Source organism: Brevibacillus laterosporus (genome assembly GCA_007833815.1).
Lineage (GTDB): Bacteria > Bacillota > Bacilli > Brevibacillales > Brevibacillaceae > Brevibacillus_B > Brevibacillus_B laterosporus_D.
In genome coordinates, this window is the sequence record CP033464.1 from 2569634 (window position 1) to 2585980 (window position 16347).

At 42.0% G+C, this 16347-nt stretch carries 16 protein-coding genes; 10 read left to right on the forward strand and 6 right to left on the reverse strand.

The features are described 5' to 3' along the window. Positions 1-238: 238 nt before the first annotated feature. From EEL30_13505 to EEL30_13545, 9 genes are all read left to right on the forward strand, one after another. Entirely contained in the window at positions 239-1342 is a 1104-nt protein-coding gene (locus EEL30_13505) for a GPR endopeptidase (protein ID QDX93228.1), read from the forward strand. A 139-nt stretch (positions 1343-1481) separates the two neighbouring features. Continuing rightward, complete coding sequence (locus EEL30_13510) at positions 1482-2672, forward strand: stage II sporulation protein P (protein ID QDX93229.1); 1191 nt, start codon at positions 1482-1484, stop codon at positions 2670-2672. A gap of 8 nt (positions 2673-2680) precedes the next feature. After that, positions 2681-2986: a DUF3679 domain-containing protein gene (locus EEL30_13515; GenBank protein ID QDX93230.1), complete on the forward strand. Its 306-nt coding sequence runs from the start codon at positions 2681-2683 to the stop codon at positions 2984-2986. Positions 2987-3243: 257 nt separating this feature from the next. Then, positions 3244-4215: an ABC transporter ATP-binding protein gene (locus EEL30_13520; GenBank protein ID QDX93231.1), complete on the forward strand. Its 972-nt coding sequence runs from the start codon at positions 3244-3246 to the stop codon at positions 4213-4215. A 21-nt stretch (positions 4216-4236) separates the two neighbouring features. Next, positions 4237-5202 carry a dipeptide ABC transporter ATP-binding protein gene (locus EEL30_13525; GenBank protein QDX93232.1) on the forward strand — a complete coding sequence of 322 codons (966 nt, stop codon included), beginning with the start codon at positions 4237-4239 and terminating at the stop codon, positions 5200-5202. 189 nt (positions 5203-5391) lie between these two features. Further along, positions 5392-7032: an ABC transporter substrate-binding protein gene (locus tag EEL30_13530; protein QDX93233.1), complete on the forward strand. Its 1641-nt coding sequence runs from the start codon at positions 5392-5394 to the stop codon at positions 7030-7032. Between the two features lie 116 nt (positions 7033-7148). Beyond that, on the forward strand, positions 7149-8153 hold the full coding sequence (locus tag EEL30_13535; protein ID QDX93234.1) for an ABC transporter permease: 1005 nt from the start codon (positions 7149-7151) through the stop codon (positions 8151-8153). A 15-nt stretch (positions 8154-8168) separates the two neighbouring features. Beyond that, the gene (locus EEL30_13540; GenBank protein ID QDX93235.1) at positions 8169-9068 is read left to right on the forward strand and encodes an ABC transporter permease; all 900 of its coding nucleotides are present in this window, start codon (positions 8169-8171) and stop codon (positions 9066-9068) included. A gap of 218 nt (positions 9069-9286) precedes the next feature. Then, on the forward strand, positions 9287-10381 hold the full coding sequence (locus EEL30_13545; GenBank protein ID QDX93236.1) for an aminopeptidase P family protein: 1095 nt from the start codon (positions 9287-9289) through the stop codon (positions 10379-10381). A 137-nt stretch (positions 10382-10518) separates the two neighbouring features. Here the strand turns inward: EEL30_13545 and EEL30_13550 are convergent, their stop codons facing one another. Together EEL30_13550 and EEL30_13555 are read right to left on the reverse strand one after the other, a co-directional pair. Further along, a complete protein-coding gene (locus tag EEL30_13550) occupies positions 10519-11142 on the reverse strand; it encodes an NUDIX hydrolase (protein ID QDX93237.1) in 624 nt (207 codons plus the stop codon). A gap of 18 nt (positions 11143-11160) precedes the next feature. Beyond that, complete coding sequence (locus tag EEL30_13555) at positions 11161-12327, reverse strand: MFS transporter (GenBank protein QDX93238.1); 1167 nt, start codon at positions 12325-12327, stop codon at positions 11161-11163. A gap of 154 nt (positions 12328-12481) precedes the next feature. Here EEL30_13555 and EEL30_13560 point away from each other — a divergent pair, with 154 nt between their 5' ends. Next, complete coding sequence (locus EEL30_13560; protein QDX93239.1) at positions 12482-13240, forward strand: TrmB family transcriptional regulator; 759 nt, start codon at positions 12482-12484, stop codon at positions 13238-13240. Here the strand turns inward: EEL30_13560 and EEL30_13565 are convergent. The 4 genes from EEL30_13565 to EEL30_13580 all read right to left on the reverse strand — a co-directional run bounded on the left by EEL30_13565 (position 13206) and on the right by EEL30_13580 (position 16336). Then, entirely contained in the window at positions 13206-13259 is a 54-nt protein-coding gene (locus EEL30_13565) for a hypothetical protein (GenBank protein QDX95767.1), read from the reverse strand. The two genes, EEL30_13560 and EEL30_13565, sit on opposite strands and share 35 nt — an antisense overlap. 64 nt (positions 13260-13323) lie before the next feature. Continuing rightward, complete coding sequence (locus EEL30_13570) at positions 13324-14208, reverse strand: metal ABC transporter permease (GenBank protein QDX93240.1); 885 nt, start codon at positions 14206-14208, stop codon at positions 13324-13326. After that, a complete protein-coding gene (locus tag EEL30_13575) occupies positions 14205-15551 on the reverse strand; it encodes a metal ABC transporter permease (GenBank protein QDX93241.1) in 1347 nt (448 codons plus the stop codon). Before EEL30_13575 ends, EEL30_13570 begins: the two co-directional genes overlap by 4 nt. Beyond that, complete coding sequence (locus EEL30_13580; GenBank protein ID QDX93242.1) at positions 15548-16336, reverse strand: metal ABC transporter ATP-binding protein; 789 nt, start codon at positions 16334-16336, stop codon at positions 15548-15550. Before EEL30_13580 ends, EEL30_13575 begins: the two co-directional genes overlap by 4 nt. Positions 16337-16347: the final 11 nt, after the last annotated feature.

The window sequence follows — 16347 nt, forward strand, 5'->3', positions numbered from 1 at the left end:
ACCTCCTTAAAACAATAGAAAAGACCATAGCAAAAGAAATGCAACAAATAGTATTCTAGCATGCGTTTAGCGCATTTGCAAGGAATGATTTTGCGAATAAAAATGACAGAAGCAAGCAACCTAGTACTAAGAAATAAAAAGAGAACTGACGATAATCTGGTTCTTGACAAGAAGAATAGGTGGATGAGTCAAATTAGCTTGTTCTACGGTTACTTTTCCCTACTTGGAGGCGAATAGAATGGATGTACATAACATTGATTTATCAAAGTATACAATCCGCACTGATTTGGCAGTAGAAGCGCATGAATTAGCCCGAGAACAGAATCAAAGTGATATACCAGGTATTTTTTTATCAACAGATGGTTCTGACCCTGGTATTACTGTGACCAGAGTACAGGTTGAAAACGAAGAGGCTGGTAGACAAATAGGGAAGCTCCCTGGAAAGTATGTAACGATTGAGGTTCCAAAACTGCGAGATAACGATACAGAGCTGGAGAGTGTGGTGACCAAGCGATTTGCCACCGAGTTTGCTAGATTTCTACATGAGCTCGGTTTAACAGAGGAAAAGAAGGCGTTAGTTATTGGACTTGGAAACTGGAATGTGACGCCTGATGCACTAGGCCCCCAAGTTGTTGAAAATTTATTGGTGACCCGTCATTTGTTTGAACTTGCACCAGAGTCCGTTCAAGAAGGATATCGCGAAGTTAGTGCACTGTCTCCAGGTGTATTAGGTATTACCGGTATTGAGACCAGTGAGATTGTTTTTGGCGTGGTAGAGAAGAGCAAGCCCGATTTTGTGATTGCGATTGATGCCCTTGCTTCACGTGCCCTACATCGTGTCAATACAACCATTCAGATTGCGGATACGGGTATCCATCCGGGTTCGGGGGTTGGAAATAAGCGTAAATCTATAGACAAAGACACATTAGGTGTTCCCGTCATCTCCATAGGTGTTCCAACCGTGGTATTTGCTTCGACCATCGTAAATGATGCTATTACCTATTTATTAGGTCACTTTAATCAATCTATTCAAGAGCAAAATCGGGCATTTAACCGACTTACTGCTTCGGAAATGCCAGAGCGTAAGGAACCTTATACGGAGGAAGACTTGCCTGATATGGAAAAAAGAGGAACTTTTATGGGGCTAGTTGGACAGCTATCTGAAGACGAAAAGCGACAATTGATTCATGAGGTACTGCGTCCACTAGGGCAAGAGTTAGTTGTGACACCTAAGGAGATTGATGATTTTATGGAAGGGATCTCTAATATAGTAGCCACAGGGCTTAACCAAGCGTTGCATAGAGCAGTATCAGATGGTAATGCGGGCGCCTATACACATTGAAAAGTAAAAAGGTATACGCTACTGATAAATAAAGCTTCAAAAATCAGATCGTTACTTTACTAGGGTGACCGTTCTATCTACTCTATGACACGCATACTATAAAGCATATGCAGAGAAACGTCAGAGGAGGAGAAATGGAATGGTCACCCTTTTACAACGCTATTTTTTTGCGCTCTCTGCCGGTACAGCTCTGTTATTTGTGCTTGTGAGTCTTTTACTTGTTAACTCCAATCATCAGGATATTCTGTACTCTAGTAGTATTCAACGAGCCGCTTCCAACGTGTCGAGCATTACGTTTCTGGATGCGATGGGTATGGAGATTCCTAGCCTACATCGCACCGTTCAGGCACAGGGAGAACCTGAGAATTCCACAATGCAGAGCTTTTTCTTCCAGCTTATTACCGGTATTTACCCAGGAGATTTGCGCAGTCTGTTAGGCAGAGAGTTGCCAGGATTGCTTACTTATGATGATGCTCGAATAATTGTGCCAGGCCAAGGACTAGAGCTAGTGGATCTATACGTAGAATCTGCGGCTCCGAATGCAGTGGTTCAAGATATGAATAGAAAAGAAGATACGAAACCAAATGAAGCAGTACAACCGGGGACAACCGAAAAAGATGAAACGAAGACACCAAGTCTACCTAACGTATTGGGAGAAAAACGTGTGTTTATTTACAACACGCATAACCGTGAATCTTGGACGCATGTGGCACCTACCATCGGGACATCTGTCGATCATCCAACCAAAAACATCCAGTTGGTTGGCAAACGATTTGGAAAGGTACTGCAAGAGAAAGGGATAAATAACACAGTTAGTCAAAATGATTTTATTCAGCAGCTGATCGATCAGAAAAAGACATATCCGATGGCGTATGCTGAGTCATATAAAGCTGTTAAAGCAGCTACTAAACAAAATCCTGCCTTAGAGTATTATTTTGATATCCATAGGGATGGTGATGTGCCACGTAGCAAAACAGCAATTAGTATAAACGGAAAATCGTATGCCCGTATCCTATTTGTCATCGGAACACGCAATCGCAATTTCATGCAGAATGAGCGAATGGCTAAAGAACTAAACGCCTTAGTAGAGAAAAAATATCCCGGATTATCACGTGGTGTAATCGCAAAAGGTGCACACGAGGGAAATGCCGAGTATAACCAGTCTATCTCTCCGGGCAGTCTATTACTAGAGATTGGCGGAATCAACAACACTCTTGCGGAATCTTATAACACAGCAGAAGCATTTGCTGATGTATTTGCCGAGTATTACACACAAGCAGAAAAGGTGAGCAAAGAGCAAACGCCAAAGAGTAGTAAGAGTAAGGAGTGATAGTTTGGATGGCATATACGATACGATTTATCGGTATGGTTATTCTCCTGTTAATTGGCATTGTACTAGGTATGCAAACAGCTGAGCGGGGCATTAATAAAGTTGACGGGAGCTTGCGAGAACAATCTCAGACGTTTGCCATTACCAAGGTGGATAACAATCAAGTAGAGATTGCGGTTATGGGCAAACAAGTACGTACAGAACCTAAACGTGTCGTTAATTATGTGAGTGAAACAGGAGAATCGGTAGGAAAATGGATTAAAAAAGGAACAGAAGCAACTGTAAATTGGATTGCTGGTTTTTTTGAACCATAATCTAGAGAAAAATAAAATAATCGGGAACGGGTACGTATGAATTGAAAGGCAATTTGTGAAGAAATGTTCGCAAGTTGCCTTTTTTAGGTAGAAAAAAGTATATATAAGGAAAAAAATACCTGGTTTAATTATACAAAATTAATTTTTATTCATACTATATTATTTTGGTGTTGATAGTTTTATAAATACATGCAATAATTATCTAAGCTATCAAAAAATAACCCATAACAACGATGGTATAGAGAGGTGCGGTCCCTTTGACGCAAAAGATTTTACACATTGAGAATCTAGAGACCCATTTTTTTACAGATCGTGGACAAGTTCCTGCCGTTGATCGAATTAATTTATCTATCAACAAAGGTGAAGTGTTAGGAATTGTGGGCGAGTCGGGCTGTGGCAAGAGTGTTACGTCACTTTCCGTCATGCGATTAGTACCAAATCCTCCAGGGAAGATTGTGAGCGGTAAGATTTTGTTTAAAGGTGAAAATCTCGTAACTGCTAGTGAAAAGCGAATGCGAGAGATTCGTGGAAATGAAATCGCAATGATTTTTCAGGAGCCAATGACTTCTCTGAACCCTGTCTACAAGATTGGGAATCAGATCAGGGAAGCAGTCATCCTACACAAAAAAGTTTCTAAAAAAGAAGCAACAAAGCGTGCAATCGAAATGCTAAATTGTGTTGGCATTCCCCGTGCCGAGGAAATAATTCATGAGTATCCGCATCAATTATCCGGCGGCATGCGTCAGCGGGTCATGATTGCGATGGCGATGGCCTGTAGTCCGCAGTTATTGATCGCAGACGAACCGACCACCGCTCTTGATGTTACCATTCAAGCTCAGATACTTGACTTGATGCGTAGTCTGAATGAGGATATGGGTACGTCTATCATGTTGATCACGCATGACTTGGGCGTAGTGGCAGAAATGTGTCACAGAGTCGTTGTCATGTATAGCGGAAATGTGGTGGAAGAAGGAGATGTCAGAAGTATTCTGAAAAATCCGAAACACCCGTATACACAAGGCTTACTTCAATCCATTCCGCAATTGGAAGAAAAGAAGGATCGTCTTTACTCCATTCCAGGTAATGTTCCACTACCAGGTTCTATTAAGGAAGGTTGCCGGTTTGCACCGCGTTGTGAATATGTGATGGACAAATGCCGGATAGCGATGCCAGAGCTGTTGGAAGTGGGCACGGAACATCGAGCGCGTTGCTTTCGACATGAACAATAACATCTGGAGGGGTGCAGATTTGTGGAGGATTTATTAGTAGTTAATCGTCTGAAAAAATATTATCCCATCACTGGTGGTGTTTTTGGCAAGGAAATCGGTGCTGTAAAAGCAGTTGATGATGTTTCGTTTGTTGTAAAGAAGGGCGAAACCCTAGGATTGGTAGGAGAGAGTGGTTGTGGCAAGTCTACAACGGGTAGATCCATTCTCCGATTAATAGAACCAACAAGTGGTGAAGTCTTGTTTGAAGGCAAAGATGTTGCCAAAATGAAAATGGAGGAAATGCGGCAAATCCGTAAAGATATGCAGATTATCTTTCAGGATCCGTTTGCGTCTCTAAATCCGCGCCATCATGTTGGGAAAATTCTAGAAGAACCTTTGATTGTACATGGTGTCAGTTCATCGAAAGAACGGAGTAAGCGTGTTCATGAATTGTTAGAAGTAGTTGGTTTATCCAGTTATCATGCTGGACGTTATCCTCATCAATTTAGTGGAGGACAGCGACAAAGAATTGGCATTGCCCGTGCATTGATTTTAAACCCTAAATTAATTGTGGCTGACGAACCTGTATCTGCGTTGGATGTATCTGTTCAATCACAAGTGCTTAATCTCATGCAGGATTTACAGAAAGAATTTAACCTTACGTACCTGTTCATCGCTCATGATCTGAGTGTTGTTCGTCATATTAGTGATCGCGTAGGTGTGATGTATTTGGGCCGAATTGCTGAGCTTGCGGACAAGGATGAACTATATGTGAATCCGCTTCACCCGTATACGAAGGCATTGCTATCAGCTGTTCCTGTAGCAGATCCTGATAAAAAACAGGAAAGAATCATATTGCAAGGTGATTTGCCAAGCCCAGCTAATCCACCGTCTGGTTGTACCTTTCATACACGATGTCCTCATGTGATGGATGTATGTAAAGAAAAACGTCCTGAAATGCTCAAATTCGGGGAAAATCATCAGGTCGCCTGTCATCTATATAGTTAATATTCTAAATGTTGGAAAAATTTCGGAGCATATTTTTATAAAACGAGCGTACTGTTTTGACAAAACCACTATTTTCAAAATGATTCGTTACAAGATATTGATCTAAAGCTAAAAACGTCATGGATGAAGGAAGTAAGCTATACATGCTACTTTCCCTTCATGAATATAGAAAACAAGGGGGATTAAAATATGAAGAAAAGGAAGTTCGTAGCAGCTCTTTCCGGGATGATGGCATTTTCTGTAGCGCTGACCGGTTGCAGCAGTAATGATGCTAGTAAACCAGGTGAAACAAAGCAAGCAGAAACAAAGAAAGAAGATAAAAAAGACGGGCAAACCTTAATCGTCGGTCGCGGTGGGGATTCGGTAGGGCTTGATCCAATCACGATCACTGATGGAGAGTCATCCCGTGTAACAGAGAATATTCTGGAAACGTTAGTAAAATACAAAAAAGAAAATACAGAGGTAGTACCAGGACTAGCTGAAAAGTGGGACATTACCGCAGATGGTAAAGAATACACCTTCCATCTGCGACAAGGCGTTACATTCCACGATGGTACACCGTTTAATGCAGAGGCCGTTAAATTTAACTTCGAGCGTTGGATGGATAAAAGCAATCCATACCACGACAAAGAAGGGTATGAATATTACAACGACATGTTTGGCGGCTATAAAGGTGACAAGGATCATGTTATCGATTCTGTAGACGTTAAAGATGAGTTTACTGTGGTCCTTAAATTAAATCGCCCTCTAGCACCTCTTATGCAGAATCTGGGCATGTTCCCATTTGCTATCGCTTCACCTGATGCTGTGAAGAAAGGGACAAAGGAATTTAATGAGAATCCTGTTGGAACTGGACCATTCAAATTCGACAAATGGAACCGCAATGACAGCATTACCCTTTCAAAAAATGCGGATTATTGGCAAAAAGGACTTCCTAAGCTAGACAAAGTTATTTTTAAAGTGATTCCAGATAACTCGGCTCGTTTAACGGCGCTTACATCTGGTGAGATCGATATTATGGACGGTCTAAATCCTGATGATGTGAAATCCGTGAAAGAAAATAAAGACCTGCAATTGTTCGTTCGTCCTTCTATGAATGCTGGTTGGTTAGGGTTTAACATGGAGAAAAAACCATTGGACAACGTGAAAGTGCGCCAAGCGATGGGCCATGCCGTGGATAAACAAGGAATGATTGATGCGTTCTACAGCGGTTATGCTCAGCCTGCTGTGAATCCTATGCCACCGTCCATTTGGAGCCATAACGATCAAATTAAAGATCGTGAATATAATTTAGAAAAAGCGAAACAATTATTGGCAGAAGCAGGTTATCCAGATGGTTTCAAAGTAAAATTTTGGGCTATGCCAGTACCACGTCCATACATTATTAATGGTCAAAAAATGGCAGAAGCCATGCAACAGGACTTCAAGAAAATTGGTATTGATGCCGAGATCGTTTCCATGGACTGGGCTACCTATCTAGACAAAACCAAAAAAGGGGAGCAGGAGCTGTATCTACTTGGTTGGACTGGCGATAATGGTGACCCTGATAACTTCTTAAACAACCATTTTAATAAGAATAACATAGGTGGAAGTAACCGTTCCTTCTACAAAGATGACAAAGTTACTGACATGCTCGTGAAAGCTCAATCCGAAGTTGATGTGGCAAAACGTACTGAAATTTACAAAGAGGTTCAACAAATCATCTTTGATCAAGCCGTCGTCATCCCGTTAGTGCACTCTACGCCTCCAATCGCAGCGAAAGCAACGGTAAAAGGCTATGTCCCACATCCAAAAGGGAATGAAAGCTTAGAAGATGTAGAAATTGAATAGGGATAAATAACCACAAGGGTAGGAGGCTGGGCTTTCCTCTTACCCTTTTCTTTTTATCATTCATTTACCCATTACAACCTGTTTATAAACAAGCAAGGAAAGCGAGGAGATGGCATTTGCTAGCTTATACTCTACGACGATTGCTCATGCTGATTCCTGTGTTTTTGGGCATGTCCATTATCGTGTTCTCCATTATTCACGCCATCCCCGGTGACCCAGCCTTAACGATTTTGGGAGAGAAGGCTAGTCCGAGTGCTGTTGAAGAATTGCGCGAACAATTGGGATTAAACCTTCCATGGTACATTCAATACTTTGCCTATCTGAAAGATGTGGTTACAGGTAATTTAGGCGTATCACTTCATACCAAAGCAGCTATTGCCAAAGAGATCGTTCCGTATCTATCTGCTACGACAGAGTTAGCCATTATTAGCTTGCTGTTCGCACTTGTTGTAGGAATTAATGCTGGAATCATTTCTGCCTGGAAACAAAACTCTTGGTTTGACTATGTGTGCATGTTAATTGCCTTAATTGGTGTTTCTATGCCTGTGTTTTGGCTAGGTTTAATGGAACAGTGGTATTTTGCACAAGAATTAAAATGGTTGCCTTCTGTAGGGCGAGACAACCCACGTGATGCTGTAGAAGCAATTACTCATTTCTATATGCTCGATACGATATTGGCTGGGAGATGGGACCAATTTAAAGATGTGATTTTACATCTCATCTTACCTGGTATCGCGCTGGGTACTATTCCAATGGCTATCTTCGCCCGGATTACGCGCTCAAGCATGCTGGAAGTAATGCGATCTGATTACATTCGTACAGCTCGTGCTAAAGGATTAGCTCAGTTTTTCGTGGTGTACAAGCATGCTTTAAAAAACGCCCTGATTCCTATTTTGACAGTCGTTGGCTTACAACTGGGAATGCTTTTGGGCGGTGCGATTCTTACGGAGACCATCTTTGGCTGGCCGGGGATCGGGCGTTACATTTATACAGCGATCGGTAACCGTGATTATCCGGTTATCCAATCAGGCATTCTTGTGGTCGCCTTCATTTTCGTTTTGATCAACTTGATTGTAGATTTACTCTATGCCTATGTTGATCCAAGAATTAAATACCGCTAAGGAGGTTTTTCAACAGTGGCACAAGTAACTCCAGAGATCCAAGTTGTTCCTTCTAAAGAACAAGTTGAAAAAGCAACGTCTCCTTGGCGAGATGCCTGGCGAACGTTACGTAAAAATAAAATGGCTTTGTTAGGTTTTGGGATCATCATCTTCTTTGTTCTGGTTGCGATTCTGGCTCCTCTCATTACCACGTTTCCTTTTGATGAGGGTGCTTTAAAAGAGAGAAATATGCCACCTTCTGCCGAGCATTGGTTTGGGACGGATTATAACGGTAGGGATGTATATACTCGTGTAGTGTATGGAGCGCAAATCTCCCTATGGGTGGGGACATTCTCGGTAGTAGGTTCTGTTATCGTGGGTACGTTTCTCGGACTGATTGCTGGCTACTACGGAAAATGGATTGATATGATTATTTCCCGTACATTTGATATCATTTTGGCGTTCCCTAGCATTTTGCTAGCCATTGCGATTGTCGCAATTCTGGGGCCTTCTCTACAGAATGCGCTCATGGCGATTGCGATCATCAACGTTCCTACTTATGGCCGATTGGTACGTTCGAAGGTGCTTAGCTTGAAAGAAGAGGAATTTATTATGGCCGCTAAAGCCATTGGGATGAAGGATGCTCGGATCATCGCGCAACACATTTTACCGAATAGCTTAGCTCCTATTATTGTGACGGGTACCTTGGGAATCGCAACTGCTATTTTGGAAGCCGCGGCCCTTGGATTCCTTGGACTAGGTGCACAACCACCACAACCAGAATGGGGGAAAATGCTGGCTGACTCTCGTGAATACATCCAGCAAGCGCCCTGGACGGTTATCTTTCCCGGTCTATCCATCATGCTGACAGTTCTTGGATTTAACTTGATAGGCGATGGATTACGAGATGCACTAGATCCTCGGATGAAGAATTAGGGATAAATAAACAAGCTCCTGTCTTTAGATGAACTGAATTATCATCTAGAGCAGGGGCTTCTTTATATACGTTACATCTGGTGGAATTTCATATGGTTATGTCCACGTTATAACGATGTAACAAGAAGATTTTATTTGTACAAGAGGATGTAACAAAACCACTCCTATGGTATTCTCAAGGTAGTAAAGATAGCAAAAGAAAGGTATGGTGGAGGAAAGTGGATCAAAGTCGTCTTACTAAACTTCGTTCTTTCATGGAAGAACAGCAAGTGGAAGCTATTCTTGTGACTCTCCCTATGCATGTATATTATTTGACAGGGTTTTATACTGATCCGCATGAGCGGTTTATGGGTCTCGTAATCCCGGCTGAAGGAGAACCAGTATTGATCGTACCTGCGTTAGATCGCAATGCAGCGGAAGCGGCCTCCAGTGTACAAAAAATTATGACACATACAGATACGGATAATCCGTATCTGATATTAAAGCAGGCCTTACCACAGAATATGAAGAGCTTGGCTGTGGAGAAGAGCCACTTGACTGTCTCTACCTATGAAGCGATGGTCAAAGAATTAGATGTTCCTACATATGTAGATGTGGAAGAGCCGTTGCGTCAAATGCGCTTGGTAAAGTCTGTTGACGAGGTGGCTCGTATTAAGCGGGCTTGCGAAACGATTGAGGAAGTTCTAAGGCAATGCCTACCGAAAGTGAAAGTAGGAGTAACGGAAGCGGAGATTGTAGCAGAGTTAGAATTCCTTATGAAAAAATTAGGCTCCCAAGGCCCATCGTTCTCTACCATGGTGCTAAGCGGTCCTAATTCAGCTTTGCCACATGGAAAACCAGGTAGCCGTAAGATCGCTGGCGGAGAGTTTTTGTTGTTTGATATGGGTGTGCTTCAGGATGGCTATATCTCTGATATTACACGGACGTTTGCTATAGGTGAGATCAACGACAAGCAAAAAGATGTGTATGAAACTGTATTAGCTGCAAATCTAGCTGCAATTGAGGCTACACGTCCTGGTGTTGTACTAGCTGATTTGGACCAGGTAGCCCGTCAAGTTATTGCAAATAAAGGATACGGTGAGTATTTTAGCCATCGTTTGGGCCATGGTATGGGTATGGATGTACACGAATATCCTTCCGTACATGGGGCTAATCAGGATAAATTGGTTAGTGGTATGGTATTTACTATCGAACCAGGGATCTACTTACCAGAGGTTGGCGGCGTGCGTATTGAAGATGACGTCCTCGTAACAGATACGGGAGTGGAGATTTTGACAAGCTATCCAAAAGAGCTTCAAATCATTGGAGTGTAGGTCTAAGAAATAGTAGTAACATAGTGGTGGAGCGATAAAAGCTTCATTTCAGGTTACAAAGACGAGCGGATTGCTCGTCTTTGTTTTATACACATTGTATTTTCTAAGTTACTTCTTACATCTTACACCGCATTTGTTTAAGAGAGATGATATATTATTGACTGGATTACACCCTCAAAATACGCCCTTTCATGAGGGACAAAATTATGTTTGCCCACTAACTTTTGTACAGGGATGCACTCACTTTCTATATTCCTTTCAAACCCCTCAACCACTAATTCCTGTTTGTCACCTAACCAAAGTTCACAAAATCCAGCAAATTCGGCTTTTACCATACCAGATACTTCTTCTTGCTGAAGAGTGTAGTCACTCATAGCCTGCTTACTTTGATAAAGGAAAACGTGACTTAATTCTCTATCAATAAATCCTTCTTGTATGATGCAATTTTTGATTACACCTAGGGGCACTAGTTCATTAAAAGAAACATGGATGCCTAGTTCTTCCTCTACTTCTCTTATTCCATCGTGAATCGTTTCATGGGCTAGCAAATGACCAGCAGCTGTAATATCCAATAGAGAGGGAAAGTCCTTTTTCATTTCACTACGGATTTGAAAATGAATATAATCAATTCCATTTTCTCTGCTAATAAACCAACAATGAAACGTTTCATGCCAAAGCCCTTGACTATGAACTTCTGCACGTGAAGCTGAACCTACTTGATTGTGAGACACATCAAAAATGGCAAGCATTTCTGTTTCCATCGTTTGTACCTCTTCTTCTTATTTTCTAGAAAACGACAAGGTGTTACGATCTACTTCAGCCATTGAAAAGACAGCAGTTCCTAAAGCTAACAAAATAATAAGACCACCTACAGTAGCATTCAAATCAATGGATGATCTCTCAATCACAATGCCACCGATTAAAGAGCCAAAAGCAATACCAAAGTGAAGGGCAGAATTGTTTAAGCTTTGCTGTATATCAGAAGATTCAGGAGAAGATTCAATAAGATAGCTTTGCAGTGCTGGTGTAATTGCCCAACTTAGCATACTCCAGATGACCATTACCGCTAAAAAAAGAGGGAAAGCGAAAGTAGTGTAGGGAATGGTAAAGATGGTTAATGCAAAGATAACGATGACAGATAGAATCGTAGGTTTTGTGCCAACTCGATCAGCAAGAATGCCTCCAACGCCCCCACCTAATACGGCAGCAATACCAAAAATGACGTATACAATACTTACCCAGGTTCCATCTAGCCCCAGCTTCATCTTTAAAAATGGAGTTAAGTATGCATATAACGTCAAATGACCAGCTAAAAACAGAAACGAAGTCAATTGCGTGAATAATACTTTACGATTTTTCAACGTACCCAACTGTTTCCAGATTGGAATGGAAGGCTTCGGATCAATTCGATCCATAAAAAAATGCACACCGGTCATAGACAGCATGGTCAATATAGAGATCAGAATAAAAGGAGCTCGCCAACCAAAAGAATTTCCTACCATTAATCCAATGGGCACTCCAAGCACAAGCGAGGCACTGATTCCCATAAATACGACCCCTATTGCCCGAGCACGGTAATTTTCCGTCACAATGTTTGATGCGATTGTTACACATAAAACGACGAGCAAAGAACCACTTGCAGCTGAAATGATACGTGCAAGTAATAACATACTATAGGACGGACTGATAACAGCTATTACGTTCCCAATAAGGAATACCAATAAAGCAAGCAGTGTTAAACGTTTCCGTTCTACTCCTGAGGTTAATGATAATAAAATAGGAGCTGAAATCGCAAACACAAGAGAAAACATTGTAATTAGAAAGCCTGCCTTCCCAAGACTTACTCCTAAATCAGTGGCTACTAAGTCTAATATACCACCTATAATCAATTCAACCATCCCTACAACAAAAGAGACAATTGTTAACAAGTAAACACGTCTATTCATATTCTAACAACCTTCCTTATAAAAAGTTACCACTGAAATAGTAACTTTTTATAAGGAAGAAAACAAGAGTAATTTTCATCATACAAAATAAAACAGAGAATATGCTATGATGGTAGTACTACCCACTAAATGGTTAAGCAAGGGGTCAAAGACAATGCTTCAACAATTCGGTTTCACACAATATGAAAGCCAAGTATACCAAGCACTTATAACAGTGGATCAACCATTAGATGCAACAGGTATCGTCAAGGGGTCCGGCGTTCCGCGTTCAAAAGTATATGAGGTCCTTCATCGTTTGGCGGAAAAAGGAATGATCCTCGAATCTACCATAGAAAAAAAGCGGCTGTATACCGCCCTCCCCATTGAATCTACAATTGAAAAACTAAAAGCTGATTTTGAAACGAATGTTCAGCAATTACGAACCACGCAGAAAAAAGAAGCTCCTAAAGATGACCGTGTATGGACGTTAAAAGATAACCATTCGATTCAATCCTTGTTAAAGGATTTGCTGCAACAAGCCAATCATTCGATTTTTATTTCGGGATGGGCTGATGATTTAACTTCATTTCTCCCGATATTAGAGGAAAAATACGCTGAGGGTATCACCATTAGCATTCATGTAATCGGTGAGTTCACGACTACAATTCCTACTGTATCGACCTTAATTCCAGATGTACAGCACGCAAGTTTAGAGAGAAGCCGTATCCTTATCGTGGATGAACAGGAATTACTTTTTGCGGGAATAGAAGAGAGGAAATGGCAGGCTATTCGCACAGGGTCTCGTCCCTTAGTGAAGTTTTTTACCGAGTTTTTCTATCATGATGTTGCTTTAACTGAAATTACACAGAAATATAGAGACACCGTTATGAAAGATCAGGCTATTCGAGATGTGTTGTTAAATTTAAGGTATTAGTTTTAATAGGTTTGTTTATAAATGAAAAGCCTCTCTCTTATGATCTGTAAGAGAGAGGCTTTTCTAATGAAAGCTGAAAGGAACTATTCTTGCTCTGATACGAGTAGACTACGGCGGGCAAGAAGTTTAGAAATAAGACCATACCGTGGCGAGAATACGAAAGCTAAGGCGAATAGAAGCCCCGCGATCACAGTCATAGCGCCAGCGATAGAACTATCCAGCCACGTTGCCAATACATAACCGAAAACAGAGCATAGGACTCCGATCAACATGCTTAAACCCAGCATGACAGGTAGGCGGTCCGTCAACAGGTAGGCAGTCGCTCCAGGAACAACCAGCATGGCTACAACCAAGATAGCCCCTACGCTTTCAAAAGAGGCGACAGTGGCCATCGAGACAAGTCCCATTAACAGATAGTGGAACAACGCGACTGGAATACCGATAGCGGCTGCCATCGCGGGATCGAACGTGCAAAGCTTGAATTGTTTGTAAAAGAGTGATATGACCAACAGACTGATCAAAAAGACGCTCCCAATTCCCCAGATAGCCCTAGGTCCAAGCTCCATGTCACCAATCGTTAGAATATCCCATGGAACATATGCGATTTCTCCATATAAGACACAATCCAAATCTAGATCAACTTGTGAACTAAACATGGAGATAATAACAACCCCAATGGAGAATAGGGCCGTGAACGTTACTCCGATAGCGGCATCTGATTTAACACCACTATTACGAAATAGTTGAATCAAAAAGACAGTCAGGAGGCCAAACGCTCCTGCACCGATAAGCATAGGTAGCGTGTCGCGACTATTGGTAATTAGAAAGGCTAAGGCGATACCAGGCAGGATGGCATGACTAATCGCATCACCTAGCATAGCCATGCGTCTTAAAATTAGAAAACAACCGAGAAAACCGCATGTTGCGGCTACCAATGATCCGGTTAAAATAATCCAGAAACTGTTCATATTGGAACGCCTCCCTGCTCCGATTTTTGTCTGGAGGTAGAGGGGGACATATGCCCGAGAAGCAAAGGTGTCATGTCGTATTGCTCCAACTCTGTTAACATTTGATGCAATTGTGGTTGGGTTAATTGAGTTACGATCAGCTCTTCATTTTGGTCAATACCATAACCCTGGTACTTTTGTTCATGCATCAAGAATAAATCCCACAGGCGCTGATTCAAAATGAGATCGTGTGCTTTTTCCACACCTGTTTCGGTAAACGTCCAGTGTTGTCGGCGACTTTCGTCAAAAGCAACCCAGCCCTTTTTCTGTAAGCTAGTTAGAGATTTGAGTACAGTAGCATGTGCTTTTCCACTTTTTTGTCTAAGTCGCTCCACGGGTATATACACACTATGGGATATACGCTGTTGTTTAATCTCTTGTTCCATACAATCATATAGGGAGCGCATAACATCTTGTTGCAAAACTTGGTTGCGCAACCGTAAAAAACGAATCAGTTTAAACAATACACCACGACTCGGAGAAAAGATGAGTGAAAACAAGAACAAAGTGGTGGCACCGAGTACGATAATTGGACCAGTTGGTAAATTTTGAACCTGTGTGCTGAGTAAGGTTCCAAAAGCACCGCTCAATGCCCCGAACACACCGGATAGTATAACCATTGATCCTAGTTTGTTAGTCCAATAACGGGCTGTAACTGCTGGGGTAATCAGCATGGCTGCCATTAATACTACTCCTACCGCTTGCAGACCAATTACCACAGACATTAGCAACATAACCATTAGTAATCCATCTAACATCCCCATTGGTAATCCTAAACCACGTCCAAATCCTGCGTCAAAGGAGAGTAATTTAAATTCTTTAAATAATAGGCTGGTTAACAAGATTAAAATAGCACCAACGATAACCATTGTGTTTACATCGTTACCGACTAGAGATGCAGCTTGACCAAACAAGAATTTATCCAGACCACTTTGATTGCCACTGGCGCTATGCTGGATGTAAGTAAGTAAAACGATTCCGATTCCGAAGAATACGGACAAAATAAGTGCTAGGGCAGTATCTTCTTTAATCCGTGAATGACGAGAAATCATGCTGATAAAGTACGTAGCAACCAGTCCGGATAAGCCTGCACCAAGTAAAAACAAGCCAACCGATTTTGAGCCAGTCAATAAAAAGACTAAGCAAACGCCGGGCAATGCCGCATGAGCTAACGCATCACCCATCAATGAACGACCGCGGAGAAAGGCAAAGCAACCGAGTACCCCACTGCTGATTCCCAGCAGAATGCAGCCCGCTAGCACCCATTGCGTGTTGGGATCTTGCAAAGCTTGCCACCAACTCATTTTGACCCCTCCTGCATGGATCTGTCTGTTGATAGGGCGAGCCGATCTCCTAAGATTTGTAATCGTCCCCCATACGTTTTTTGTAAATTTTCTGTGGTGAAAACATCTGCTGTTGGGCCATTTACAATCATTCGTTTGTTAATCATTACAACCCAATCAAAATACTCGGTAACAGTTTGAAGATCGTGGTGGACGACTAAAACTGTTTTACGCTGTTCTTTCAACTCATTTAAAAGTAGAATAATTGCTTTCTCCGTAGCAGCATCAACCCCTGCGAAGGGTTCATCCATGAAATAGATTTGCGCTTCCTGTGCTAAAGCACGTGCTAGGAAGACACGTTGTTGTTGTCCACCCGAAAGCTGACTAATTTGACGATCAGCAAAATCAGCCATCCCCACTTTACGCAAGCATTCCATCGCCCATTCCTTATCCGCTTTACCAGGTCTACGGAACCAGCCAAGACGTCCGTAACGACCCATTAAGACGACGTCTAGAGCATCTGTAGGGAAGTCCCAGTCTACGGTTTCACGTTGAGGGACATAGCCGACTAGCTTGCGTTGCTCGCGATAGGGTTTTCCATAAATGTGGACTTCGCCAGAGGCGGCAGGGATGAGCCCTTGAATGGCTTTGATAAATGTTGATTTCCCTGCACCATTGGGTCCAATAATTCCGATTAATTTGCCTTCTGGGATGGCAAGTGTCACATTGCGGAGGACGGGCTTTTTCTGATAGGCAACCGTCAAGTCACTGACGGAGAGTGGTTCGTATGATGTAACGGGATTCATATAGGACCCTC